Annotated in this window: 23 protein-coding genes; 14 read left to right on the plus strand and 9 right to left on the minus strand. The window is 70.3% G+C overall.

All coding sequences use genetic code 11. The features are described 5' to 3' along the window. Positions 1-162 precede the first annotated feature (162 nt). Together AB0B61_RS21450 and AB0B61_RS21455 are read left to right on the plus strand one after the other, a co-directional pair. On the plus strand, positions 163-348 hold the full coding sequence (locus AB0B61_RS21450; protein ID WP_358434328.1) for a hypothetical protein: 186 nt from the start codon (positions 163-165) through the stop codon (positions 346-348). 203 nt (positions 349-551) lie between these two features. Continuing rightward, positions 552-671 carry a hypothetical protein gene (locus tag AB0B61_RS21455; protein WP_358434331.1) on the plus strand — a complete coding sequence of 40 codons (120 nt, stop codon included), beginning with the start codon at positions 552-554 and terminating at the stop codon, positions 669-671. A 21-nt stretch (positions 672-692) separates the two neighbouring features. Here AB0B61_RS21455 and AB0B61_RS21460 read toward each other — a convergent pair whose 3' ends face one another. The 3 genes from AB0B61_RS21460 to AB0B61_RS21470 all read right to left on the minus strand — a co-directional run bounded on the left by AB0B61_RS21460 (position 693) and on the right by AB0B61_RS21470 (position 2764). Then, positions 693-1610: a hypothetical protein gene (locus tag AB0B61_RS21460; RefSeq protein WP_358434334.1), complete on the minus strand. Its 918-nt coding sequence runs from the start codon at positions 1608-1610 to the stop codon at positions 693-695. A gap of 97 nt (positions 1611-1707) precedes the next feature. Next, positions 1708-1965, minus strand: coding sequence for a hypothetical protein (locus AB0B61_RS21465; protein ID WP_358434337.1), 258 nt, complete (start codon positions 1963-1965; stop codon positions 1708-1710). A 238-nt stretch (positions 1966-2203) separates the two neighbouring features. Further along, positions 2204-2764, minus strand: coding sequence for a winged helix-turn-helix domain-containing protein (locus AB0B61_RS21470; protein WP_358434340.1), 561 nt, complete (start codon positions 2762-2764; stop codon positions 2204-2206). Between the two features lie 298 nt (positions 2765-3062). On the opposite strand from AB0B61_RS21470, the gene AB0B61_RS21475 reads away from it, so the two are divergent. Together AB0B61_RS21475 and AB0B61_RS21480 are read left to right on the plus strand one after the other, a co-directional pair. Further along, the gene (locus tag AB0B61_RS21475) at positions 3063-4271 is read left to right on the plus strand and encodes an FAD-dependent oxidoreductase (protein WP_358434343.1); all 1209 of its coding nucleotides are present in this window, start codon (positions 3063-3065) and stop codon (positions 4269-4271) included. Continuing rightward, positions 4268-5179, plus strand: a complete 912-nt coding sequence (locus AB0B61_RS21480) for an RNA polymerase sigma-70 factor (RefSeq protein WP_358434346.1) — start codon at positions 4268-4270, stop codon at positions 5177-5179. Before AB0B61_RS21475 ends, AB0B61_RS21480 begins: the two co-directional genes overlap by 4 nt. A gap of 18 nt (positions 5180-5197) precedes the next feature. Here AB0B61_RS21480 and AB0B61_RS21485 read toward each other — a convergent pair whose 3' ends face one another. Together AB0B61_RS21485 and AB0B61_RS21490 are read right to left on the minus strand one after the other, a co-directional pair. Continuing rightward, on the minus strand, positions 5198-6790 hold the full coding sequence (locus AB0B61_RS21485; protein WP_358434348.1) for a hypothetical protein: 1593 nt from the start codon (positions 6788-6790) through the stop codon (positions 5198-5200). Continuing rightward, a complete protein-coding gene (locus tag AB0B61_RS21490; protein WP_358434351.1) occupies positions 6787-7716 on the minus strand; it encodes an ABC transporter ATP-binding protein in 930 nt (309 codons plus the stop codon). Before AB0B61_RS21490 ends, AB0B61_RS21485 begins: the two co-directional genes overlap by 4 nt. Before the next feature lie 91 nt (positions 7717-7807). Between AB0B61_RS21490 and AB0B61_RS21495 the strand changes: the two genes are divergently transcribed. Further along, the gene (locus AB0B61_RS21495) at positions 7808-8356 is read left to right on the plus strand and encodes a MarR family transcriptional regulator (RefSeq protein WP_358434354.1); all 549 of its coding nucleotides are present in this window, start codon (positions 7808-7810) and stop codon (positions 8354-8356) included. 142 nt (positions 8357-8498) lie between these two features. On the opposite strand, the gene AB0B61_RS21500 is transcribed toward AB0B61_RS21495, so the two are convergent. Continuing rightward, positions 8499-9542: a hypothetical protein gene (locus tag AB0B61_RS21500; protein ID WP_358434357.1), complete on the minus strand. Its 1044-nt coding sequence runs from the start codon at positions 9540-9542 to the stop codon at positions 8499-8501. 274 nt (positions 9543-9816) lie between these two features. Between AB0B61_RS21500 and AB0B61_RS21505 the strand changes: the two genes are divergently transcribed. The 5 genes from AB0B61_RS21505 to AB0B61_RS21525 all read left to right on the plus strand — a co-directional run bounded on the left by AB0B61_RS21505 (position 9817) and on the right by AB0B61_RS21525 (position 13209). Next, complete coding sequence (locus tag AB0B61_RS21505; RefSeq protein WP_358434360.1) at positions 9817-10479, plus strand: DUF4097 family beta strand repeat-containing protein; 663 nt, start codon at positions 9817-9819, stop codon at positions 10477-10479. A gap of 247 nt (positions 10480-10726) precedes the next feature. Further along, a complete protein-coding gene (locus tag AB0B61_RS21510; protein ID WP_358434792.1) occupies positions 10727-11173 on the plus strand; it encodes an RICIN domain-containing protein in 447 nt (148 codons plus the stop codon). 91 nt (positions 11174-11264) lie between these two features. Next, entirely contained in the window at positions 11265-12071 is an 807-nt protein-coding gene (locus AB0B61_RS21515) for an SDR family oxidoreductase (RefSeq protein ID WP_358434362.1), read from the plus strand. A gap of 88 nt (positions 12072-12159) precedes the next feature. Continuing rightward, positions 12160-12630: a DUF5946 family protein gene (locus AB0B61_RS21520; RefSeq protein ID WP_358434795.1), complete on the plus strand. Its 471-nt coding sequence runs from the start codon at positions 12160-12162 to the stop codon at positions 12628-12630. Between the two features lie 39 nt (positions 12631-12669). Continuing rightward, positions 12670-13209 (plus strand): AAA family ATPase, encoded by a 540-nt coding sequence (locus AB0B61_RS21525; RefSeq protein ID WP_358434365.1) that lies wholly within the window; start codon positions 12670-12672, stop codon positions 13207-13209. Here AB0B61_RS21525 and AB0B61_RS21530 read toward each other — a convergent pair. The 3 genes from AB0B61_RS21530 to AB0B61_RS21540 all read right to left on the minus strand — a co-directional run bounded on the left by AB0B61_RS21530 (position 13206) and on the right by AB0B61_RS21540 (position 15733). Beyond that, positions 13206-14204, minus strand: coding sequence for an NADPH:quinone oxidoreductase family protein (locus tag AB0B61_RS21530; protein ID WP_358434367.1), 999 nt, complete (start codon positions 14202-14204; stop codon positions 13206-13208). The genes AB0B61_RS21525 and AB0B61_RS21530 overlap by 4 nt on opposite strands. Positions 14205-14251: 47 nt before the next feature. Next, on the minus strand, positions 14252-14599 hold the full coding sequence (locus AB0B61_RS21535; RefSeq protein WP_358434369.1) for a MerR family transcriptional regulator: 348 nt from the start codon (positions 14597-14599) through the stop codon (positions 14252-14254). Positions 14600-14695: 96 nt separating this feature from the next. Further along, positions 14696-15733, minus strand: a complete 1038-nt coding sequence (locus AB0B61_RS21540; RefSeq protein WP_358434372.1) for a hypothetical protein — start codon at positions 15731-15733, stop codon at positions 14696-14698. Between the two features lie 206 nt (positions 15734-15939). Here AB0B61_RS21540 and AB0B61_RS21545 point away from each other — a divergent pair, with 206 nt between their 5' ends. The 4 genes from AB0B61_RS21545 to AB0B61_RS21560 are packed head-to-tail and all read left to right on the plus strand — an operon-like array spanning position 15940 to position 23948. After that, on the plus strand, positions 15940-16872 hold the full coding sequence (locus tag AB0B61_RS21545; RefSeq protein WP_358434375.1) for an ABC transporter ATP-binding protein: 933 nt from the start codon (positions 15940-15942) through the stop codon (positions 16870-16872). After that, positions 16869-17573 carry an ABC transporter ATP-binding protein gene (locus AB0B61_RS21550; RefSeq protein ID WP_358434378.1) on the plus strand — a complete coding sequence of 235 codons (705 nt, stop codon included), beginning with the start codon at positions 16869-16871 and terminating at the stop codon, positions 17571-17573. The genes AB0B61_RS21545 and AB0B61_RS21550 overlap by 4 nt, the downstream gene beginning before the upstream one ends. A gap of 49 nt (positions 17574-17622) precedes the next feature. Then, positions 17623-20988, plus strand: a complete 3366-nt coding sequence (locus AB0B61_RS21555; RefSeq protein ID WP_358434381.1) for an FtsX-like permease family protein — start codon at positions 17623-17625, stop codon at positions 20986-20988. Further along, complete coding sequence (locus AB0B61_RS21560; RefSeq protein ID WP_358434383.1) at positions 20985-23948, plus strand: FtsX-like permease family protein; 2964 nt, start codon at positions 20985-20987, stop codon at positions 23946-23948. The genes AB0B61_RS21555 and AB0B61_RS21560 overlap by 4 nt, the downstream gene beginning before the upstream one ends. Positions 23949-23963 lie beyond the last annotated feature (15 nt).

Raw genomic sequence — 23963 nt, forward strand, 5'->3', positions numbered from 1 at the left:
ACCTGACTGCGGCGGACCGTGAAGAGGAGCGCGAACAGACGCTGGCCACCGCGTCCCGGCTGTTCCTTGCCTTGATCAAGCATGATCCCGCCGCGCGTGCGCTGGTCGTAGCAATGCCGGAGGTCTTCCCGTGGGTTCGCCACCTGTCCTCGGACGAACTGCGTGCTTTTCACTCTGGAACTGGTCGAAGCGCTCTCCGACGCGGCCGAGCTGGATGTCGATGCCACTACCCGGGAGGACATCGCGGGATGGCGGGCTATCGCCAGAGTCAAGGCCGACCCTGCGCATTACGTCGAGGCACGCAAACCCACGAGCGGTGACTTCGGGCCGGTGCAGGTTTCGGTATGAGCCCGAAGCGCGGAGATCGGGTTATGGTGCCACCGCTGGATGGCGAGTGGGATGTCCGGTTCGGCACCGGGCCTGTGTCGCTATAAAGACGAAGCGCACACGGCGGCCGAGGCGTATGACGCGGCTCGTCTGGCCTTCCAACTCGGTCGTGCTGTACGGGAGATCGCGGTTGGAGTCAGTGCGAGCTGGCCGAAAGAGCCGACATGACTCAGCCGGCGGTGGCCCGCTTCGGTGTCGGTGGGACTGTGCCGACGTTGCCGGTCCTGGAGCGTTTGGCCAAGGCTATGGGCGGGAGGACCCGGCGGTCTTGGCGTTTGATATGAGGCCTCGCCCCTCGCGCGGGCTCATCCGACGAGCCGTTTGCGCCAATCCAGGGGTGCGACGGTTATGGCCTGGTCGGGGTGGCCGTTCCACTCCACCGAAAGGCCGGTTTCTGTCAGCGTGGCCACGACCTGCCGGCCGATGGATACGGTCGTGTCCGATGAGTCGTCGAACCCGCCGTACAGGAGTGACAGTCCGTGTCCTGCCGCGGCGGAGTCCGTGCACTGCGTGTGGAAATAGACGAAGCCGCGGGCATCCGTTGTACCTGCCGCTCCGATCTCCGCTTGGCCGCACGAACGGCAACAGGTGAAGTTCTCCCGAGCGGTGATACCTGCGGCTTCCAGGGCCGTGAAGGCTCTGGTGAGTCGTTCCGGGTCCGTCTCGCCTTCCCAGACGGCCTGCTCCTCGACACGCTCCAGCCACATCCGATCGGTCAGTCGCCGTGCCTGCTCGGCAGACACTGGTCGGTGGTCCCCTGACACGAGATAGTCCTCCGCGACCTCGGCTACCTGTGCGCGAGTCGCGTACCCGCCCACGATCACCGTACGGATGCGCGCCTCGAGCTTTTGCCGATCATCTTCGTCAAGTTCAAGCGGAGGTGTGGGCTCCGGGCGGCCCTGGTCCAACTGCGTCCAATCCAGCCCGGAATCCCAGTCGTCCTCCAGACATGCCCAGCCGGTGATGGCCTCGATCACCAGGTCAGACGTGTCGAGCGTCACTTGGTAGTGCTGGTTCGGCGCACCGTCGCGGTGCTCCAACGTGTAGTCGCTTCCCTCCTCGTGCCAGACCTGTACGAAGATGTCGGGCAGGTCGGGAATCCGCTGGACGACCAGAAAACGGTCGCGCTGCTGGCCGAGTCGGCGAACCAGTTCGGCGAGTTCTTCCGCAGCCACCCGGACGTGTCGGCTGCCGTCCTCGGTGCACACTGTGATCGCGAGCATGCCGACCATGTTGACACGGCTCGCGGGGGTGCTGATGAGTATGGGACAGACCTGGAGGTGAGCCGATGGGCACAGCCAGCGGCGGCAGCCGTCGGTTTCAGAAGAGACCCAGATGGCCGATCATCCTGTGGGCCGCTTCGATGATGGATTCGGCGGCGGTCAGAGCCTGGTCTGCTTCCGCCTGGTCCACTGACTCATCGGGAAAGATTGGGTACTCGAGTTCGTTTCTACGGCGGCGCATACTGCCGAAGGGCTCGAAGGCGGAGCCGAACTGGCGCATCATGGCCTGTTGGATCGCGTAGTGGCCGCCGGTCGTTGTGGAGCGTAGCCCCTGTTGGGCGAGAAGGCCTTGCACAGGCAAATCTTGCGGCGTCGTAAGCCAAGGTGTAGGCCGAGTTCGGGTCGGATTCCAGGAGTTCCCGCGCACTTGACAGGACGACGCCGGCCTTTTCCAGCCACCCTGCCCCATCGGCGGCGTCGCCCTGGATGCGCTGAAGTTCCTTTGCGGTGAGCATGCGCTCGATATCTGCTTCGCCGCGCGTCCACCTCATCATTGATCATGCTCCTCTCGATCTGCCCTGGACACGGTGAGATCAATGGTGGGACTCGCCTTGATCTGGCGGATCAATGCGTCGGACGCCGCCTCCCAGCGTCGGGTTCGCCAGGACTGGGTTGACCGGCATGCCGAGGCGCCCTTGGGCGCGGTCCGCTGCGGCATAGACCTTTGCTCGATCTGCGTCCCCGACCACCAGTACGTCGATGTCATGTGGTGGCGGCCCTGTCTGTCCGTGGTGGCGGGCTGCCCAGGAGCCGAAGATGAACAACAGTTCGGTCTTCGGGATGGAACCGAATTCTTCCGCGATAACGACCTGAGGGCCGTAGAGGTAGCTCAGGATTTCCGTCAATGGTCTCGTGACGGGGTGACTTTGATCGATGCTCAGCACTCGCGCTCGGCCGACTGCCGTAGCGGTGAGGAGCCCGGCTTCTTCCAGGCGGCGGACTTCCGGGTGCAGGGTCGACGCCCCGACTCCCAACTCGCGGGCGAGGTCAGCCAGTGTCCAGCTTCGATCGGGGCGAAGGTACAGGGCCGCCAGGAAGCGTGCTTGGGTCTCGGTACGGAAGATGGGCAGCGCCGGTGGCCTGACACTTCGCATGTTCCGAATATATCTTCGTGATTATCGAATCGTCCACTGAGCGCACTTGATCCATCGCTCACTGTGGCAGATCCCACGCCTCGGGGTATCGGTGATTACAGGGGGCAGTGCTGCCAGCTGTGATCACTCCGGGCGCAGAGGAAACGCTGTCGTCAGCATCGCCTATGCGACTGGAGGCATGTGATCCAGCGGTGCCGCCTGCCCCGGCGGCTGTGGCGCGTGTCACACCGATCGCATGTCACGGATCGGCGGGCTGCTTGCATCCCGTGGTTGTCCGTTCCAAGCGAAAGGTACGAAGATGACCACACAGCGCGAAACCGGCACGGCGGCGGCCCCACACCGCGTTCTGATTCTTGGGGCGGGGTACGCGGGTATGGCCGCGGCGATCCAGCTAGCAGCTCGGACCAAGGGCCGCGAGGACGTACAGGTGACCCTGGTGAATCCGCAGGAGCGGTTCACCGAGCGGTTGCGGCTGCACATCGCGGCGACCGGGCAGCAGGTCGCCGAGATGAACATCCCGGAACTGCTGGAGGGCACGGGTGCGCGGTTCGTGCGCGGCTGGGTGACGGCGATCGAGGCGGACGCCAAGGTCGTGCGGATCGACGACGACCGGGTGCTGCACTACGACACGCTGGTGTACGGGCTGGGGAGTGTGGCCGACACGGTGACGGTGCCGGGTGTGGAGGAGCACGCGTACACCCTCAACAGCGCCCACGACGCTGAGGTGCTGGCCGAGCGGCTGGCTCGGCTCGGTCGCGGCACGGTCGTGGTCGGCGGGAGCGGGTTGACCGGGGTCGAGTCGGCCGCGGAGATCGCTGAGCGGCACCCCGAGCTGAACGTCGTGCTGCTGGGCCGGCAGGAACCCGGCGCGGCCATGAGCCCCAAGCCGAAGGCGTATCTTCAGTCCGCGCTCACGCGCCTGGGTGTCCAGGTGCGCAGCGGGGTCGAGGTGGCGAAGGTGCTGCCCGGCTCCGTCGAGCTGGCAGGCGGGGAGAGCGTCGTCGCCGACGTCGTCCTGTGGACGAGCGGTACGCGGGTGTCGCCGCTGGCGGCCGCCGCCGGTCTGACCGTCGACGAGCGCGGCCGTATCGTCACCGACGCGACGCTGCGGTCGGTGTCGCACCCGGACGTGTACGCCGTGGGCGACGCGGCCGCGATCCGCCAGGGCTACGGCGTCATGCACGGCACCTGCCAGGGCGGCATGCCGACCGGTGTACACGCCGCGGTGTCGATCGTCCGCGCGTTGGACGGCAAGCGGACCAAGCCCTTCCGCTTCGGCTACTACCACACGCCGGTGAGCCTGGGACGGAACGATGCGGTCGTCCAGTTCACCCACCCCGACGACAGCCCCCGACGGGTGCATCTGACCGGCCGCATGGCGGCACGGTATAAGGAGGCGGTGACCGCTTCGCCCTGGCCGACGTACGGCCGTATGAAGAAGATGCCGGCCTCAGGCGCGTTCTGGCCCCGTGGCGGCCGCTTCACCCGCGTCCGAGGCGTGCGATGACCCGCCCGTACCGGGACCGTGACCAGCAGGTGTTCAACGAGCATCGCAATCTGCTGTTCTCGGTGGCCTATCGCGTTCTCGGCACCGTGGCCGACGCCGAGGACGCGGTACAGGATGCCTGGATCAAGTGGTCGGCCGACGACCGTTCGCAGGTGGCCGACCCCAAGGCCTATCTGGCGCGGATCGTGTCGAATCTGGCTCTGCAACGGCTGCGCTCGACCCGGTACCAGCGCGAGACCTATGTGGGGCCGTGGCTGCCCGAGCCGATCCTCACCAGCGGCGACACCGCCGACGACATTACGAACGCCGATTCGGTGTCGACGGCGATGCTGGTGGTGCTGGAAACCCTGAGCCCGCTGGAGCGCGCGGTGTTCGTACTGAAGGAGGTCTTCGACTTCAGTCATGCCGAGATCGCGCAGGCGGTGGAGCGTTCCGAGACGGCGGTACGCCAGGCCGCGCACCGCGCTCGCGAGCACGTACGGGCCCGCCGGCCGCGCTTCATCGCCGATCGATCGCGGCAGCGCGACGTCACGGAGCGGTTCCTCGCCGCCGCGACCGGAGGCGACATCAACACCCTCATGGAGCTGCTGTCCCCGGACGTCACGTTGTGGACCGACGGGGGAGGCAAGGTCCGGCAGGCCCTGCGTCCGGTCGTGGGCGCCCAGACGGTCGCCGCCTGGTTCGGCGCCATCGGGAAGGTCACGTACCAGGGCGTCGAGCCCGGCGACATGAACGCCGAACTGGTCGAGATCAACGGCGGGCCGGGCATGGTGTTCAGTGGTCTGGGGCGCGTCATCGCCACTGTCACCTTTGATTTCGACGCTGACGGGCGCATCACTGCTATCCATAACATCGCTAACCCGGACAAACTTCGGGCCATCGCTGAGGGGGCCATTCGCACGCTCTGATGTCCGCGCCGGGTCGCGCTATCCGAGGTCACGTCGGCGGAGCGCGGCCAGCCCCACGGCAGTGAGCGAGGTGGCGACGACGGTCAGCAGGATCAGCGGCGTCACGGTGAATTCGGCGACCGGAAGTCCAGGGGTCTGCGCGAAGGGTGACACCGTCAAGATCGACGGGTCGGCGTGCAGCAGTTCCACCGCGAACTCGAGCACGAAACACAGCCCGAGCGCGACATAGGCGATGACCGCGGCGAGCCGCGGCAGCAGGCCGTACACCAGCACTGGAATGGCGGCCAGCACCAGGACCGAAGGAAGCCGTGTCAGGCTCGCCCCCAGCATTCGGGCGATCTCGCCGCCCGCGTCTCCCGTGGAGAGCCCGTAGACCAGACCCATGCCGAGACCGAGCCCGGCGAGTACGATCGCCGACCCGGCCGCGACGACGGCCAGGTGACCGCCTGCCCAGCGCAGCCTGCCGATCGGGCCGGTCAGGATGACGTCGGCATGGCCGGAGGTCTCCTCCGCCCGCAAGCGCAGGATCGCCTGAATCGCGTAGATCGTGATGACCTGGCTCATCAGGTAGATGACGAAGGCGAAGAAGCCGTCGGCGGGACGGCCACCGCCACCCATCCGCTCGATCAGGCCCCTGAGAGCCTCGCTCGCGTTCAGTTGCTCGGCGGCGCTCCGTGCCGCGCCGCCCAAACCGGCGCCGAACGCGGTGGACGCGACGGCCCAGGAGAGCAGCGTGCCCCGCTGCAGTCGCCAGGCCAGGGCAAGCGAGGTACGCAGGCCCGGCGCCGCCTCGGCACGACCGAGCCGGGCCGGGAGGATGCCGGCCCCCAGGTCCCGGCGTGCGGACATCCGGTAGGCGGCGGCCACCAGCAGCAGGGTCAGGCCGATGACCGGCAGCAGTGGCCAGTAGTGGTCACCGGCGAAGGGACGCATGCGCTGAGTCCAGCCGAACGGCGACAGCCAGGACACCCAGGAACTCTTTTCGAGGTCCGCGACCGCGCGCACCGCGTACAGGATGGCCATCGCGGTGGCGGCGAGGCCGGCGGCGGTACGAGCGCTTTCGGTCAGCTGGGCCGCCAGGCCCGCGAGCGCGGCGAAGACCCAGCCGGCGGCGGCGACCGACAGCCCCATCACCAGGGAGCCCTGCGCAGGCAATCCCTGGCCCATGAGCCCCAGTGCCACGACAAGGGCGGTGACCAGGCCCGCCGCGAACGCCACGGTCAGCGCGGCCGTCAGTGCCGCGTGCCTGCCGACCACGGTCGAGCCCAGCAGTTCGCTACGGCCCGCTTCCTCCTCTCCGCGGGTGCTGCGGATCACCAGGAACAGGCTCGCCAATGCGATCAGCAGGGCGGCCTGCCCGCGTACGCGCCACGCGGTGAGCCCCGCGGCGGACGAGTCATAGATCGGGCCGATCATCATGAGCTGTGTCGGGTCGCCGTTGGTCGTGTGGAGGAACGCCTGGCGCGCCTCTTCCGTGGGAAAGGCGGCGGCCACCGAGCCGGCCACGCCGATCACGAGCAGCGCCACGAGCCCGTACCAGACCGGTAACCGCACCCGGTCGCGCCGCAGGATGAGCCGGATCAGTCCGCCGGTGCCGGTGAGAGTGTTCATCGCTGTGCCACCGCGTGCTTTCCGTTCGAGCCCGCGCCGGACAGATCGTCTTCGTAGTGGCGCAGGAACATCTCCTCCAGCGTCGGCGGCTGGCTGACCAGGCTGCGCACACCTACCTTCACCAGCTCACGCAGCAGCGCGTCCAGCGCGTCGCCGTCGACCTGGCAGCGCAGCCGGTTGCCCTGTGTCCACAAGCTGTGTACGCCCGCTGATCCGGCGAGCTGGGGGACGGGCCCGGTGAGCTCGGCCGTGATCGAGGTGCGGGTGAGGTGGCGCAGCTCGGTGAGCGTGCCCGTTTCCACCGTGCGGCCGTGCCGGATGATGCTCACCCTGTCGCACAGGGCCTCGACCTCGGCGAGGATGTGGCTGGACAGCAGCACCGTACGGCCCTTGCGCCGCTCTTCCTGGATGCTCTCCTGGAAGACCGCCTCCATCAGCGGGTCGAGGCCGGAGGTGGGCTCGTCCAGGATGAGTAGGTCGGCATCCGAGGACAGGGCCGCGACCAGGGCCACCTTCTGCCGGTTGCCCTTGGAGTAGGCCCGCCCCTTCTTGCGTGGATCCAGTTCGAAGCGGTCGAGCAGTTCGGCCCGGCGCCGGGGGTCGATCCGGCCGCGCATCCGGCCGAGCAGGTCGATCGCCTCGCCACCGGACAGGGTCGGCCACAGGGTCACGTCACCGGGTACGTAAGCCAGCCTGTGGTGCAAGGCGGTCGCGTCTCGCCACGGATCGCCGTCAAGCAGCCGAGCGGTCCCGGAGTCCTGACGGAGCAGGCCGAGCAGGATCCGGATGGTCGTGGACTTACCGGCCCCGTTCGGCCCGAGGAATCCGTGCACCTCACCGGCCCGGACCGTCAGGTCCAGACCGTCGAGTGCCTGAGTCCGGCCGAAGGCCTTGACAAGACCGGACGCGGAGATCATGTTTGCCATACTTCGGACACTACATGAATTTCACGAAATTCGTGAAACTTCGGTTAGTCTGTAGCCTGTGGCCATCAGAGCCGACGCGCAAAGGGTGTGCATGACCGAGAGAGCCGACGACGAGACCGGCATGACCGAGAGAACCGGGGGCGTGCGCACGGCCGACGCGCTGCGGTTCCTCGAACGGTTCGCCGTGATCATGTCCGACTCGGGTTATCCGCGCATGGCGGCGCGCGTGCTCGCGGCGCTGCTCATCGCCGACGACGGCCGGCGCACCGCCGGCGAACTCGCCGACGTACTGCAGGTCGGCCCGTCGGCGGTCTCGGGCGCGGTGAAATATCTGATGCGGGTCGGGATGGTGACCCGCGAGCGGGACCCCGGTGAACGCCGTGATCATTACCGCGTCGACCAGGCGGCCTGGTACAGGGCGGCGGCGTCGAGTGACGAGGTGTTCCGTCGCTTCGAGGAGGGCGCCCGCGACGGAGCCGAGGTGCTCGGTACGGACACGCCCGCGGGCGCCCGGATGGACGAGACTCGGCGCTTTTTCGCGTTTCTCCGGAGCGAGGTCCCTCAGTTGCTGCACAAGTGGAACGAGTTGAACGCTCAGCCTGCAGAACGATCAGGCGGCTCGGCCCGGTCCGGCTCCTGACGCGCACTTGATCGTCGGCCTGGTTGGCCGATCGGCCTGCGACCACGCGGCAAGCTACGACGCGAATATGCTGTACGGCAACACGATGAGGTGCGGCCCGCGCCGATGGCGAAACGCGGGACCACCTCCGCATGCCGACCGATCATTTCAGCGCGCTGAACTGCGGGGAGATCTCGGACTTCTTGCCGAGCTTGAGCAGCGTCTCGGTCACCCGGCCCTTCAGGTCGATGATTCCGATGCCTGCCGCGGTGGAGATGAGCAGGTGCTTCTCGTCGTACCAGCCGAGAGTGGTCGGCCGCGCGCCCGCGACGACGGGCAGTCTCGTCACGGCCTTGCCGGTCGACGCGTCCCACACGCAGGCGGCCTTCTCCAGTGGCAGGCAGGCGGTGACGAACCGCTTGCCGGAGGGGGAGAAGACGCCGCGTCCGTTACCGCCCGGCCGGCCTCGTACCTGGTATTCCTTGGTGGCCTTGCCCTGCAGGTCGTACAGGCGGACGGTCGTGCTGCCGAGCCTGCCGTGCCTGACCAGGAAGCGGGTACCGTCGTTGTTCCACTCGAAACCGCCGACGGTGACCAGTGCCTTGTGGATCTTGATGAAGCGGGGGGTGAAGTCGGGCAGGTCGAGGATCAGGACTCCTGCCGAGCGGTCGCCCTGGCGGGCCAAGCTGACGGTGAACAGCAGCTTCTTGCCGTCCGGTGACCACCTGGGCCAGCGCATCTGGGGGTACTGGGTGCCGCCGTTATCGGTCTCGGCGGGGGTGTAGTCGGTGAGCTGGATCGCGACGTCCCGGCTCTTGCCGGTGGTTCGGTCGAGGATCCGCAGGCGGTTGCCCGGCTCTCCTCGCGACTGCAGTCGCGCGACCGTCCAGCGTCCGTCGGGGGAGACCGCGAAATCCCCGTAGTCGCTCTTGATGAACCGCCGTCGGGCCGGCTGCCATGTCCACAGCGCGAACGGGCCCCCGTGGTTTCGCATGTCGACGGTGGTGTAGGACGTGAGCTGGATGGGGCGGCCGTTCAGGTCGGCGACGACCGCGGCCTGACCCTTGCCGAACTGGCCATCTCCCGTCCGTTCCGCTACGCCAGGTAACGGGCCCCGGGTCGGCTGCGGCGGGGGCGCGGCGGCGGTGGCTGTAGTGGTGGTGAGCACCAGTGCGCTCACCAGGCTGGACGCGAAAAGGCCGAGCATGTGATCTCTCCTGGCTGTCGGAAGCAAGCCTTACCAAGATCAGAATAGGGTCTGCCCCGCCACCGCCGTGGCGGCCCATCGAATTTCCGTCAACCCCCACCGAACCCCGAATGGACGTGCTCGGGTTCGCTGTCGAGCGTGCGGGTGGTGTGTCAGTGGTCGCGTCAGGACGGCGACGGCTCGGTATCAGCACGGTCGGCGATGCTCAATCCCATGAACGGTCCAGCGCTTGCGAACTGGGCCACGCCGAATTCAGATTCAACAGGAGCACACGATGCAGAAGTTCGACACCCTCGCCCCGATCACCACCGTCCTGGACATCCCCGCCGGACGCGTCCAGTTCATCGCGGCCGACCGGGCCGACACCACGGTTGAGGTCCTGCCCGCCAACGCCTCCAAGGGCCGCGACGTCAAGGCCGCCGAGCAGACCACGGTGGAATACGCCGACGGCGTCCTGCGGATCGAGACCGCGACGAAGAACCAGTACCTCGGCCCGACCGGATCCGTCGAGGTGACGGTCCAGCTGCCCACCGGTTCCCGCGTCGAGGCGAAGACGGGCAGCGCCGAACTGCGGACCGTCGGCCGCCTCGGCGACGTCACCTTCGAAGGCGCCTACCACCAGATCAAGCTGGAGGAGACCGCGAGCCTGCGCCTCACCGCGACCGACGGCGACGTCGAGGTCGGCCGGCTGGGCGGCGCCGCGGAGATCAGCACCGCACGGGGCGACATCCGGATCGCCGAGGCCACCGGCGGCAAGGTCGTGCTCAGCACCCAGTCCGGCGACATCTCGATCAGCGCCGCCGCCGGCGTCTCGGCCGCCCTGGACGCCGGCACCACCCACGGCCGCATCACCAACACCCTCAAGAACGACGGCACCGCCGAGCTCGACATCCACGCCACCACCTCCAGCGGCGACATCACCGCCCGCAGCCTCTGAGAGTTCCGGACGCTTCCCCTGCCCCGAGGTCGTACCCCGCACGCCTCGCGTGGCCTGGGGGAAGCGCGTATTACGCCGGGATTGGCTATTTCGGTCAGGCCCAGTACGTTGATCTTCCTCATCGTCAAGGTGAGCGATCATCAACTGGCTGTCCGGTCTGGCCCTGACGGTCACGGGCGCGTACCCGGCCCCGCTGGAGCAGCGGCCCTACACCGGGGCGACCAACCAGCGGTGGAAGTTCAACCGGATCACGGATCCCGGCCCGCAGGACGGCGCGAAGTACTACCTGACAGGCATCAACAACCGGGAGAACGCCGAAGTGCTCAACGGCGCGCTGACGTCCGGAGCGGTGGTCACGCACAAGGCGCACTCCGGCGCCACGCGCCAGCAGTGGACGTTGCGCAAGGCTGCCTCAGACACCTTCCCCGCCCGCTTCGTCAACGTCAACAGCGGTCTGTGCCTGGACCTGAAGACGCCGAGCGACGCGGCCGGAACTCAGATCGTCCAGTCGACGTGTGCCTCGACCAACACGCAGATGTGGACCGTACGGCGTGCGGCTGACGGCACGTACGTCCTCGTCAACGTCCACAGCCAACGCGTGCTCAACATGATGACCGGTACCTCGTCCGCCCTGGACCAGCAGATCCTGGCCGGCAACAACGCCAACCACTTCTGGGCACTCAAGCCGATCTAGCCCGCCCAGTCCCGAGAAGCCCAGGTCAGCGGTGTGACCTGGGCTTCTCGTTGGCGAGGACATCAAGGGGATGATTTGCGAAGATTCCCGGATGGGAATCGACATGAGCGCACAGGGGCCTCTGACGGGCCGGGTAGCGGTGGTGACCGGAGTGAGTCGCCGGGCGGGGATCGGCTTCGCCCTGACACGCGAACTGCTGAGCGCCGGGGCGAAGGTGGTGGCGCAGTCGTGGACCCCACACGATGCCGATCAGCCGTGGGGCAGCGATCCGGCCGGGATGGCCGGCGTGCTCGCGGCGCTGGGTGGCGTGGGTGACCATCTGGAGCATGTGGAGGCCGACTTCACCGACCCGGCGGCGCCCGCGGCGGTGATCGAGCGGGCGGTCGACCGGTTCGGGCACGTGGATGTGCTGGTCGCCAACCATGCGCGTAGTTCCAAGCAGGCGCTGGAGGAGGTGACCGCGGCCGAGCTCGACCTGGCGTGGGCGGTGAACGCGCGGGCCAGCGTGTTGCTGACCCAGGCATTCGCCGCTCAGCACGATGATCAGCGCTCCGGGGGTCGGGTGATCTTGTTCACCTCCGGTCAGCATTTGGCCCCCATGCCGGCGGAATTGCCCTATGCGATCAGCAAGGGTGCGATCCATCAGATGACGGTCAGCCTCTCCGACGCGCTCGCTGATCGGGGCATCACCGTCAACACCGTCAACCCTGGGCCGGTCGACACCGGCTGGGCCGATCCCGAGCTCGCCCGGCAGATCGGTCATGCCCTGCCTTCGGGCCGGTGGGGGAGGCCAGATGAGGTCGCCAAGGTGGTCCGTTGGCTCGCCTCGGACGATGCCGCCTGGATCACCGGCCAGGTGATCAATTCTGAGGGCGGGTTTCGACGTTGGGTGAAGTGAGGGCTGATGTTCAGACTGTCGGCCGAAATGTCGTCGACAGGGCCGTTGCCGACCGCCTATGGTGCGGACCGTGACAGATGGCCCCAGCATGCGCCGGTGCGACTGCGGTGCGAGTGCCGGCCCGCTGGGCTTGTGTGTGGACTACTACCACGCGATCCTGGCTGAAGAGCAGGCCGATCCGCAGATGTACAGGTGGCACGCGCCCGTGGTGTGCGCGTACCTCCTGCAGCATCCTGCGAGAGCCCATGAGAAGTACCTGGACGGCCAGTTCCGCCAGCTGCAGTTGTACGTGGACAAGGGCCTTGACGCGCTGCTTCGCGTGGCGGCTCATCAGATAGCGCGGAACAGGCACGGGGTGCGGTCGGGCTACGACATGGCGCCACTTGAGGAGTACGCGCCGCTCCCGCAGGGGGGATCTCCCGGGCATTTCCGCGCTTCGTTCTGCGGCTTGCCGGTCAAGGGAGTCAGCTTCGTGTCCGATGGGCATCTGGCGTACGGACGCGGCATCGAAGCCATCGCCGAAGCGACTGTGGAGTCCTGGAGATCCGTCCAGACCTGATTGAGACACGCGCTGGGTACGACCGGCAGGAAGTGATTCATGAAGCGCTACATCCTGACCGGCACGCCTGGAGCCGGGAAGACCGCCATCCTGCGCTGGCTGGAGTGCGACGGCTACACCGTCGTCGAGGAGGCGGCGACAGATGTCATCGCCCTGCGGCAGGCCCAGGGTGAAGCCGAGCCGTGGACGAAGCCGTCCTTCGTGGAGGCGATCATCACCTTGCAGCGCCGACGGCAGGAACAGGCCGCGGCCCTTCCCGGTGAGGTGCAGATCTATGATCGATCGCCGGTCTGCACGTACGCGCTGGCTGTCTATCTTGGCCATTCCGTCTCTCCGGCGCTGTCCCGCGAACTGGAACGCATCGAGGCCCAGCGGATCTACGAGAAGAAGGTGTTCTTCGTACAGAACCTCGGATTCGTCACGCCGACCGACGCGCGGCTGATCACGTTCGAGGAGTCGCTGCGGTTCGAGCAGGTCCACCAGGACGCCTACGCCTCGCTCGGATACGAGTGTGTGTTGATCGCGCCGGGCGTGCTGATGGACCGGGTGGCGGCGGTCAAGAAGCAGTTCGGTTCCTAGCGCCAAGGATCAAGGGCGTGCTTGCCACGGGTCTGGCCCGCTTCGAGTTCCTGAAGCACGGCCGGCCCGTCGCCCAGAGGGTGGACCTGCGGAGTGCCGGGCGGGTACACGCCGTTGGCGATGTGCTCCCCGATCTCGGTGAACAGTGATCGGTAGATCGATGGGGCGGCGCTCGCCAGCGCACCGATGTGCAAGCCCTTCACCTGCGCGTGGTGGGTGAAGACCAGGTCGTGCGTGGTCAGACTGGCGTCGCCGGAAGCGGCGCCGAACACGACGACGCGCCCGACGAAGGGTTTGGCGACCGACAGACTGGCCTTGAACGTGGCCTGTCCTATCGATTCAAGGACCAGGTCGACTCCGCCGGTCAGGCGGGTGATCTCCTCGGCCAGGTCGGGGCGCGTACTGTCCAGAACCTCGTCGGCGCCGAGCGCTCGAACCGTGTCGTGCTTGGCCGGTGAGGCCGTGGCGATCACCCGCGCACCGTAGTGGCGGGCGAGGCGCACCGCGGCCTGCCCCACTCCGCCTGCCGCCGCATGGATGAGCACCGTTTCACCTGGCTTGATCTCACCCAGCGGCCTGAGCGCCGCCAAAGCGGTCGCCCAGTTCAGCACCATGCCGAGGGCTTCGGCGTCCGTCCAGCCGGACGGGACGGGAAGCACTCCTGTGGCCGGCAGCGTCATGTACTGCGCGAAGGCGCCAGGGCCGGCTCCGATGACGTGGGTACCGAGCGGAAGTGGGGCCTGGACGCCCGCTCCGACGCCCACGATCTCACCGGCGGCCTCGAACCCCGCGACGTAGGGCGCCTGAGGCCCTCCTCCGTAGGTCCCACGGGTCTGCATGACGTCGGCGAAGTTGACTCCGGCGGCGCCGACCCGGACCAGGTACTCGCCCGGGCCCGGGGTGGGGCGACGACGGTCGCTGGTGAGGATCAGATCCTTCGGCCCGCGGTGCGACCGCTGAAGCAGTGCCCGCATCGTCTGGTGGTTGGTCTCCATGCGCCGAAACGTAGGAGCCTCACACTGGCGTGAGGGTCAAGCCATGGTCACCGGCGGGCCTCGCGCAGGTAGGCGTCGAGTGCCGACTGCTGGGCGGTGAGAGCGGCGATGCGAGCGGCGAGCCGATCACGATAGTTCTCCACCTCATGCAGGAAAAGCGGATCCGGGTCGGCTTCCGGTCCGTCGGTGAGGTGGGGCAGAGCGGCCTTGACCAACCGTACGGGCAGCCCGTACTCCAGCAGCGAGCGAATGGCGTGGACTCGGTCGATGGTCGACCGGCAGTAGTCGCGGTACCCGTTGCTGCACCGACCAGGGACGATCAGGCCTTCATCCTCGTAGTACCGCAATGAGCGCACACTCACACCGCTGGCGCTGGCGGCTTCGCCGATCTGCATGTCTCAGACAACGTGCCGGCGCTCCGCGAGCTTCCGTGACCGTTTCACCGGCATCGCGTGGGTCATCGGCAGGGCCTTCACAGCGGCGAACCGGGGTCAGCGGCCGCTGCCCGCTACGAGGCCGGAGTAGTTGGCGAGCACCTTGACCTGGTCTGGTTTGCCGCTCTTCGGGGGGATGTGGGCGGCGACCTGGAACAGATCGGTGATCTTCATGTACGTGTAGTACTTGCCGCGCAGGATTCCGCTGTCCTTCTGGAAGACGTAGTTGCGCTCCGGGCCCTGCCGCACGTCGTAGCGGATCGTGCGCTCGATCGTGGTGAAGGTCAGGGCTCCGCCGTCGGTGGTGCGCAGCGTGTATGACGGGTAGCGGGTGACCGGGCGGGCAGCGGACGAGATACGCGCGTACTGGGTCATTCTCTGGCGCGTCTTCGCCGCCCCGGTGGTGATGCTGTCGGCGGCGAAGAGGCTCTTGTCGGCGGCGGTGCCCTTGCCGACCATGTGGGCGGCGTACTTCTTCGCGAAGTCGGCGGGTGACATCAGCAGGCCGGTTCCGTCCGTGGGGCCGACCGCCGTGGCGACGCCCGAGGCGTCAGCGGCGATCGCGGGCAGTTCATCGGTGGTGGTGCCGTCGAAGGCGTCAGGGGAGTACATCTGCCGCCAGCCGTCCCCCTGCCGGGCGAAGAGCAGGTACGTCGGCTCCTTCGAGGTCGTCGGCTTGCGTTGCCAGTGTGCCGTGGCCAGGAACCAGGGCTGCTGCCCGGCGGCCGGCGCGCGAAACGCGGCGCCCGTGTAGCCGAACGGCTGGTATTTGATGGTCTTGCGCAGGATGCGGCTGGAGGCGTAGCTGGCCTTGTCGATGGCGAAGCTGGAGCCGCCTTCGTAGCCGGCCAGGAGTTCGTCGCTCCGGGCCTTGTTCGCGGCGTTGTTGCGCTTGACGTAGTCCGCGAGGACCGAGGTGGCCTCCTGGTCCGAGACGGCCCGAGCCGGCTTCGGGGCACTGCTCGCGCTGGGTTTGCCCGTCGCGGCAGGGTCCGCCTTCGCGCCGCCCATGCCTGGCAGGGCGGGCAGGGCGGAGCATCCTGCGAGCAGACACCCTGCCATGACCGCGCTGATCGTCCAGCCGTACCGTCGCACTTTCCGTACCTCTAACCACTATGGGACTAAAGGGCACAAAAGTAGCAGTAGTGATGTCGGGTGCACGATTGGGGACCGCGGTTCCGGGCAGCCGGTCACGGCTCCTTCGCGGGGCGTGAGCGCTCACAAGAGCCTGTTGGCCGGGCAGATGGGGACTCTATAGAGTCTGGCCAGAGATGAGCGCGACTCCGGTCCGGAGGAGGGGGATGTCCATCAAGCCGCTGTCCCTGCCGCAGCCGCCTCAGAAGGCGCCGGAGTTCGGGCGGGACGCGCTGATCGTCTGCGAGAGCCTGGTGCGGATCTACCAGTCCGGGTCGGTCGAGGTGCAGGCGTTACAAGGGCTGGACCTACTCGTGGACAGTGGCGAGATGGTCGCCGTCGTCGGGGCGTCGGGGTCGGGCAAGTCGACGCTGCTGTCCATCCTCGCCGGGGTCGACGCCCCCACCGCCGGGCGGGCACGCGTCGACCGGTGGAACCTGCTGGCGATGTCCCGGGCCGACCGTGTGCGCTACCGGCGGCGTACCGTCGGATTCGTCCGGCAACAGATGGCCAGCAACCTCGTGCCCTACCTGACCGCGCGGCAGATGGTCGACCTGCCGATGACCGCGGCCCGCACGCCGGCCCGCAGGCGCCGGGCCCGCGCCGCCGAACTGCTGAGCACCCTCGGCGTCGCCGACTGCGCCGACCGGCGTCCCGGGCAGCTGTCCGGCGGGCAGCAGATGCGGGTCGCCATCGCGGTGGCCCTCGCCAACGAGCCGCGCGTCCTGCTGGCCGACGAGCCGACCGGCGAGCTGGACACCGCCACCTCCGCCGAGGTCTTCGGTACGTTACGAGAGGTCAACCGCCGGCTGGGCGTCACCGTCGTCATCGTGACCCATGACCCCGCGGTCAGCGGCCAGGTCGAGCGGACCGTGGCGATCCGCGACGGACGCACCAGCAGCGAGGTACTGCGCCGCACCGCCACCGGCGCCGACGGCGACACGCACATGATCGCCGAGGAGTACGCCGTGATGGACCGCGCCGGACGGGTCCAGGTGCCGCGCGACTACCGGGAGGCGCTGGCGCTGACCAGACGGGTCCGACTGGCGCTGGAGGCGGATCACGTCGCGATCCGTCCTGACCTCGACGGGTCCGCGTGAGCGCCGGGCCGGCCGACAGGCCGTTGCTCGCCGTGCGCGGCGTTCATCGGCGCTTCGGCAGCGGGCCGACCGCCGTCCACGCTCTGCGGGACGTGTCGTTCGATCTTGCGGCGGGCACCATGGTGGCCCTCATCGGCCGGTCCGGCTCCGGGAAGACCACATTGCTGAACGTCATCGGCGGCCTGGACCGTCCGGACTCCGGGACCGTCCTCGTCGAGGGTACCGATGTCACAGCCCTCGACGAGGACGGCCTGTCCCGGTTACGGAGGGAGAAGGTCTCCTACGTGTTCCAGACGTTCGGCCTGATCCCGGTGCTGTCGGCCGCGGAGAACGTCGGCGCCCCTTTACGGCTGGCGCGCCTCCCGGCGGCGGAACGCGAGCGTCGGGTCGCGCTGTTGCTGGAGCTGGTGGGCCTGGCCGACCACGCTCAGCAGCGTCCGGGTGAGCTGTCCGGCGGCCAGCAGCAGCGGGTGGCGATCGCCCGGGCCCTGGCCGCCTCGCCCCGGCTGCTGATCGCCGACGAGCCGACCGGGCAGCTGGACGCCGAGACGGGCCTGTCGGTGATGGCGCTGCTGCGCGGAGTCGTGGAGTCCGAGGGTGTGACAGCGCTGGTGTCCACGCACGACCCGACGATGCTCGCGCTGGCGGACCGGGTGATCCAGATCAACGACGGGCGGCTGGACGGACGGGAAGCTTCGTGATCGTCCAGAAACGACGGGCGAGAAGGCTCGTGATCGTCCAGAGTGGCCCGTGCTGAGGCTGCTCGCCCACCGAGCTCGCGCGCAGTGGCCGCTGCTGGCCGCCCTCCTGGCGGTCGCCATGGTGGGCCTCACTCTGCTGGGCGCCTGCGCCCTCCTCGTCACTCGCACCGCCGAGCAGGCGCTGGAGGCCGCCGCGTCCCGCGCCGCTCCTGACCAGGTCGACGTCACCGCCTACACCGTCACCGTCCGCGGGCCGGACGCGCGATCCGTCGCCGACGACACCCGCCGCGTGCTGACCTCGGCGCTGGCTCCGTACACCGCGACGACGGCCGCACGCGCGTCGTCGGTGATGCGGTCGCTGCCGACGACGCGGGGCGGCGGCGACGGCGACGGCGTCCCCGCCGAGACCTACCTGTCGGGCGTGGAGGACCTGCCGGCCCGCGCCGCATTGGTCAAGGGACGCTGGCCGCGAGGCGCGGCCGACTCGGCCCGCCCGGCTGTGCCGCAGAAGCCCGACGCGCCCCGCCCCGACGCGCCGCTGGAGGCTGTCGTGCTCGAGCCCACCGCGCGGCTGCTCGGCCTCACCCTCGGCAGACGCGTTCGCCTCGGCGCGGAGCTGGGCGACGACCCCGCCCGGACGGTCGACGTGACCATCGTCGGCGTCGTACGCCCGCTGCGGGGCACCGGCTGGGACCGCGACCCCCTCGCCGCCACCGGCTACGACCTCGCCTACCGCGACGGCCGCTCCGTACAGCCGGTCCACGCGTACGGGCCGTTCATCGTCGACCTCGCCACCCTGCTCGGCGGCGGGTCCACCATCGACCGGCTGGAGATCACCGCCCATCCCGACCTGTCCACCCCCACCCGCCGCGGTCTCGACACCGTCGCCGTGGCCGTGCTCGGCGCCGACCGCCTATTGGCGCGTACCCTCGGCGACCGGGTACGGATCGAACGCGTCGCCTCCCGGTTGCCGTCGACCCTGCTGTCCGCCCGCGATCAGCAGCAGGTCACTGCCGCCGCCGTACTCACCGTCGCCGTCCTCGGCATCGTCCTGACCGCGACCGCCCTCGCCCTCGCCGGTCGGCTCACCGCGGGCGTTCGCGCTGACGAGACCGCTCTGCTGTCGGCGCTGGGCGTCAGTCGCGGGCAGTTCGCCGCCGGCGCCGTCCTCGAGGCCGGCGTACTCGCCGTTCTGGCCGCCGCGCTCGCGATCCCCGCCTCTTCCGTCCTGCACGCCGGTCTGACCCACCTGCCGCCGCTGGCGGAGGCCGGGCTCGCCGTCCATCCGGTCGTGACCGGCGTCCATGTGCTCGCCGTCGCCGGTGGCGCGCTGGCGCTCGCGGCGGTGCTCGTCGCCCTCTCGGTGCGGCCCACGCCCGCGGTCGGCGACCGTCACCACCGGCGCGAACTGCTGGCCCGCTCCGGGGCCGATGTGCTGCTCGTGGCGTTCGCCGTCGCCGGCTGGTGGCAGCTGCGCGATCAGCCCACCGGCTCCGGGTCCTCCGTCGACGCCATCCGTGTGCTCACTCCCGCGCTGCTGCTCACCGCCGGCTCCGCGCTGGCGCTGCGCCTGGTGGTGCCCACGCTGCGCGGCGTCGAGCGGCTGGCGCGCCGCGCCCGTGGGCTGACGCTCCCGCTGGCCGCGTTCGAAGCCGCCCGTCGGCCGCAGGCGGTCGCCGCGGGGCTGCTGATCGGCCTGGCCTGCGCGGCCGCCACGTTCGGGGTCGGCTTCGACGCCACGTGGCAGCGTTCCCAGCATGACCAGGCCGACCTGGCCGTCGGCACCGATCTCGCTCTCGCCCTCACCACGCCGCCGGAGGCCGGGCAGGGCGCGGCTGTCGGCGCGGCCACCGGAGGAGCGGTGAGCCCGGCCACCAACCGTGGTGTCGCGGTCGGGCAGTGGCTCGGCACCGCCGGCGACGTACCGCGACTGGTCGCCGTCGACGCCACCCGCGCCGAGTCCTTGCTGCGCGGCCGGCTGAACGATGTCCGCAGGTGGACGGACGTGGGCGCCGCCCTCGCGCCGCCGACCCGCGCCACCGGCGTCCCCGTCCCGAAAGGCGCCGTGCTCACCCTCGCCGGAAAGGCGACCGGCACCGGAAAGGCGACCGGCACTGGGAAGGCGACCGGCACTGGGAAGGCGCCCGGCACTGGAAGGACGACCGGTACGACCCCGCTCATCGTCACCCCCCGGCTGCTGCTGCAGGACGCCACGGGCTTACGGATACCCTGCGACGGCGCGCCCGTCCCGCTCGACGGCAAGGCGCATCCGCTGCCGGCCTGCGCGACCGTCGAAGGGCTTCGGCTGGTCGCGGTGTCCCTCCCGTTCGCGCCCGATCTGGGGAACGTCGGCTTCGGCTACTCCGATGCCCTGGCCGAGTTGCCGGCCGGGTCCGGCGACAGCCGCGTCGCCGTCACCCTCACCGTGCCCGAGACCCCCGCCTCAGCCTCAGCCTCAGCCGGCGCGGCGCGCTGGTCGCCGTGGAGCGCCGCCTCCGTCGAGCCCGCCGCCGGCCAACTCGGCGATCCGGCTGTCGCCCTCGCCCGTACCCCGGCCGGCGTTCGGCTGAGAATGACGACGACCGTCGGACTCAAGGGCCCCCCAGACGCCGCCCGAACCCTGGTCGCCACCGCCTTCCCGGCCGCGGGACCGGTGCCCGTCGCCGTCTCCGCCCGCTTCGCCGATGAGGTCGGTGCCCGTCGCGGCTCCCGGCTCAATCTCACCGTCGGACTCACCCCCGTCCCGGTCAGGGTGACCGAGGTGCTGCCCACCGTTCCAGCCGCCTCGGGCGCCGCGGCGATCCTGGCCGACTCGGACGCCCTCTCCCGCGCCCTTGTCGTCAGCGGCAACCTCGACTTCCCTGTGGACGCCTGGTGGGTCGGCAACCCCACCCGGGCCGACGCCGCCGTACGCGTCGCCGCCCTCCGCCTCGGCGCCGTCACCACGCGCGCGTCCGAGACCGCCCGCCTCACCGGTGGTCCCCTGCGCGCCGGACTGCCGGCCGCGCTCCGGCTGCTCGTCCCGGTCACGGCCCTGCTGTTGCTCGCCGGCGTCGTCCTGCACGTGACCTTCGACCTCCGGGCCCGCGCGCTGGAGGTGGCGCGACTGCGGGGGCTGGGGATGACCCGGCGGGAGGTACGTGCCGTGCTGCTCGGCCAGCACGTCGGCGTCCTGCTGCCCCTGCTCGGGACAGGCGCGGCCGTCGGCGCACTCGCCACCCGCCTCGTCGCGCCCCTGCTCGTCCGCTCCGACACCGGCGCCGCGCCCGTGCCCGCCGCCCTGCCCATCTGGCCGTGGGTCACCGAGGCCGGCTTGCTCGCCCTGTTGCTGGCCGGGTGCACGCTCGCGGTGACCGCAGTGGTCGTCGTACAGGCCCGCCGCCTCGACGTCGCGTACCTGCGGGTGGCGTCGTGAGGCATCTGCGGACACGGCTTCGTGAGGCATCTTCGGATGGTGTCGGGAGGTGGGGCGCCGGTCGGTGGCCGGTCGGTCGCTGGTGGACGCTCGCCCTGCACTGGCCCAGCGTCCGGGGGCGCGCCCGCGCCGACGCCGGGTCGCTGCTCCTGGCCGCCGCGGTCGTGGCGGTCGTCACCCTGCTCGCCGGCGCCGTACCGCCGCTGCTGCGCGCGACCGCCGACGAGGCCGTTCAGGACGGGGTCCGCCGCGCCGGCGGCGACGGTGACGTCCTTGTAGAGGCCCGTATAGAACGCGACGACGGGCCCAACGGCGGACGCGTCCGCGCGCCCCGGCTCGCCGAGGACGTCGACGACTTCCGCGACAGGGCGACGGACGAACTCGGACCCGGCCTGCGGGCCGCGTTGCGTCCGCCCGTCGCCACCGTCATCAGCCCCACGCTCAAGATCACTGACGGCAGCGTGCTGCGCACCTTCCAGCTCGCGTACCTGGCGAAGGGCGCCGGCGCCGACGGTGGCCCGCACGTGAACGGCGCCGACGGTGGGCAGCATGCGGACGGCGCCGACGGTGGCCCGCACGTGAACGGCGCCGACGGTGGGCAGCATGCGGACGGCGCCGACGGTGGGCCGCACGTGACCTGGGTCGCGGGTGGGCCGCCCCGGTCCGCCGTCCCCGAGGCGGACAACCACGCCGAGGTTCCCGTCACGGAGGCGCCCTGGCCGGTGCAGGTGGGTCTGTCGGAAGCGGACGCCGCCGCGCTCAAGCTGCGTCCCGGCGCACATATCCCCCTCAAGGACGATGCGGGACGCGTCAAGAAGGTCCTGGTCAGCGGCATCTTCCGGGCGAAAGACAGCACCGATCCCGCCTGGCGGCCGGCCCCCGCGCTGCTGCGTCCCGTCTCCGGTGCGGATGGTGTGGGCTCCACCCGGTTCGGCGGCCTGCTGTCACCCGACTCCCTGCCCGACGCCCGCCTCGCCTTCGACCAGGACGCGCTACGGCGTATCGTCCGGTTCACTCCCGACCCGAGCCGGATCAGCTTGGACTCCGCCCAGGCGATCTCCGCGAAGGTGGTCGCTCTCAAGGCGACCTCCGGCTCCTCCGGCGCCCTCGACGGCTCCCTGAAGTGGGAGACGGGGCTCGACGGCGTACTGCGGACCATCAGAACCCAGGTCGGCGCCGCATCCGCGCAGGCGTCGGTCCTGCTCACCGGTGTGCTGGCCGCCGCGGTACTGGTCCTGCTGCTCGCCGCCGACCTGCTGGTCCGCCGCCGCGCCCCGGCGCTGGAGGCCGCACGGCAACGGGGGGCGGCCCTGCCGACGCTCGGTGCCGAGCTGCTGCTCGAGTCCACCGTGGTGGCCCTGACGGCCGCCGCGGCCGGGCTGGCGCTGTCCCGCGCCCTCGTCCCGGGCGCTTCCTGGGAGTGGGTGCTCCCCGTGGTGCTCGCCGCCGCCGTCGCCGGCCCGGTGTTCGGTACGCTCGCCGCCGCCCGCGCCACCCGCGACCGGCGGGTCCCGGCCAACCGGACCGCGCGCCGCTGGGCCCGTCACACCGTCCAACTGCGCCGCGCCGCACTCGAGGCCGCGGTACTGATCGCCGCGATCGCCGCCTTCGTCGCGCTGCACCAGCGCGGGATCCTCCCGGCCGCCCCCGCGGCCGGCGGTGATGTGGCCGGTCCGGGGCTCGGGCTGGGGGATGGCGGGCCGCTGCCGGCGAGCGCGCCCGCCCTTGGCGTTCTCGCCGGCACGCTCGTCCTGCTGCGGCTGCTCCCCGCGGGGCTGGGCCTCGTGCTCAAGCAGGCCCTGCGCTCACGCCGTCCGCTGGCGGTGTTCGGCACCGCGCGGGCGGTCGCGACGTCCGCGCGTGCGCTGCCGCTTCTGGTCCTGGTGACCTCCGCCGCCTTGGCATCGTTCGCGCTCACCCTGGACGCCACCGCCGGCGACGGCCTGACCGAGGGCGCGTGGCGTACCGTCGGCGCCGATGCCCGCCTCGACGTCGTCCCCGCCGCGGCGGCCTCCACGCCCGCCCTGTCGCGGCGCATCGCCGCCGCGCCAGGAGTCCGGCAGGCCGTCGCCGCGCAGGTCACCGACCGGGCGCGGGTCGTCGCCGACTCACTGGTCGTCGCGCCGCGCCTGGTGATCGTGGACGCCTCCGCGTTCCGGCGGCTGCTCGCCGCCACCCCGCTGCCGGACGCGCCGGCGCTCGCCCGGCTCGGGGCGACCGGTCACGGCGCCGTGCCTGCCCTGGTGCGCTCCGGCGACGGCGGCCTGCGGTCAGGCATGCGGCTGGAACTGCTCCGGGACGGTGCTCCGGCCATCCGGCTCACCGCCGTCGGTACGGCACCCGCCATCGGCGACGCCGGTGACGTCGTCCTCGTGGACGCCGCTACCCTCCAGGCCGCGGGCATGCCCTCCGTACCCAACACGGTGTGGGTGACCGGCCCCGGAGCGGCGCGGGCGGTCGCCGCGAGCGCCGTCGGCGCGGACGTCGTGCTGCGCGAGGACGTGCTACGCGCCCGCCGCGCGGCGCCGCTGACGTCAGGGCTGCTGACGCTGGCGTGGGTCTCGGCCGCGACCCTGCTGGCCCTGGGGCTGCTGGGCCTGGCTCTCGGCGCTTCCGCGAGCGCGCCGGAGCGATGGCAGACCCTGACCCGGCTGCGCACCCTCGGTCTGCGGCCGCGCGACGCCCGGTGGATCGCCGCAGGGGAGCTGCTGCCGCCGGTGATGGTCACCGTCGTGGCCGGCCCACTGCTCGGGGTGCTGCTCGCCCGCCTGATGCTCGGCTCGCTCGCGCTGCGGCTGCTCACCGGGCAGGCCGCCGACCCGGCTCTGGTGCTGCCGTGGTGGCGGCTCGGCCTGGTGACCGTCGCGTTCCTGGTGGCGGTCGCCGTCGTGGTGCCCATCGAGTCGGCGCTACGGCGCCGCCGGCGGCTGAGCGAGGTGCTGCGCGCGGGCGACGGATAGCCGACGCATGAGGCC

This window comes from Nonomuraea sp. NPDC049158 (assembly GCF_040648335.1).
Lineage (GTDB): Bacteria > Actinomycetota > Actinomycetes > Streptosporangiales > Streptosporangiaceae > Nonomuraea.

Bases quoted from the DNA above. Each gene is read 5' to 3' on its own strand.
- AB0B61_RS21455 (WP_358434331.1), top strand. From the start codon at position 552: ATGACTCAGCCGGCGGTGGCCCGCTTCGGTGTCGGTGGGACTGTGCCG.
- AB0B61_RS21460 (WP_358434334.1), bottom strand. From the start codon at position 1,610: ATGCTCGCGATCACAGTGTGCACCGAGGACGGCAGCCGACACGTCCGG.
- AB0B61_RS21470 (WP_358434340.1), bottom strand. From the start codon at position 2,764: ATGCGAAGTGTCAGGCCACCGGCGCTGCCCATCTTCCGTACCGAGACC.
- AB0B61_RS21475 (WP_358434343.1), top strand. From the start codon at position 3,063: ATGACCACACAGCGCGAAACCGGCACGGCGGCGGCCCCACACCGCGTT.
- AB0B61_RS21480 (WP_358434346.1), top strand. From the start codon at position 4,268: ATGACCCGCCCGTACCGGGACCGTGACCAGCAGGTGTTCAACGAGCAT.
- AB0B61_RS21485 (WP_358434348.1), bottom strand. From the start codon at position 6,790: ATGAACACTCTCACCGGCACCGGCGGACTGATCCGGCTCATCCTGCGG.
- AB0B61_RS21490 (WP_358434351.1), bottom strand. From the start codon at position 7,716: ATGGCAAACATGATCTCCGCGTCCGGTCTTGTCAAGGCCTTCGGCCGG.
- AB0B61_RS21495 (WP_358434354.1), top strand. From the start codon at position 7,808: ATGACCGAGAGAGCCGACGACGAGACCGGCATGACCGAGAGAACCGGG.
- AB0B61_RS21500 (WP_358434357.1), bottom strand. From the start codon at position 9,542: ATGCTCGGCCTTTTCGCGTCCAGCCTGGTGAGCGCACTGGTGCTCACC.
- AB0B61_RS21505 (WP_358434360.1), top strand. From the start codon at position 9,817: ATGCAGAAGTTCGACACCCTCGCCCCGATCACCACCGTCCTGGACATC.
- AB0B61_RS21515 (WP_358434362.1), top strand. From the start codon at position 11,265: ATGGGAATCGACATGAGCGCACAGGGGCCTCTGACGGGCCGGGTAGCG.
- AB0B61_RS21520 (WP_358434795.1), top strand. From the start codon at position 12,160: ATGCGCCGGTGCGACTGCGGTGCGAGTGCCGGCCCGCTGGGCTTGTGT.
- AB0B61_RS21525 (WP_358434365.1), top strand. From the start codon at position 12,670: ATGAAGCGCTACATCCTGACCGGCACGCCTGGAGCCGGGAAGACCGCC.
- AB0B61_RS21530 (WP_358434367.1), bottom strand. From the start codon at position 14,204: ATGGAGACCAACCACCAGACGATGCGGGCACTGCTTCAGCGGTCGCAC.
- AB0B61_RS21535 (WP_358434369.1), bottom strand. From the start codon at position 14,599: ATGCAGATCGGCGAAGCCGCCAGCGCCAGCGGTGTGAGTGTGCGCTCA.
- AB0B61_RS21545 (WP_358434375.1), top strand. From the start codon at position 15,940: ATGTCCATCAAGCCGCTGTCCCTGCCGCAGCCGCCTCAGAAGGCGCCG.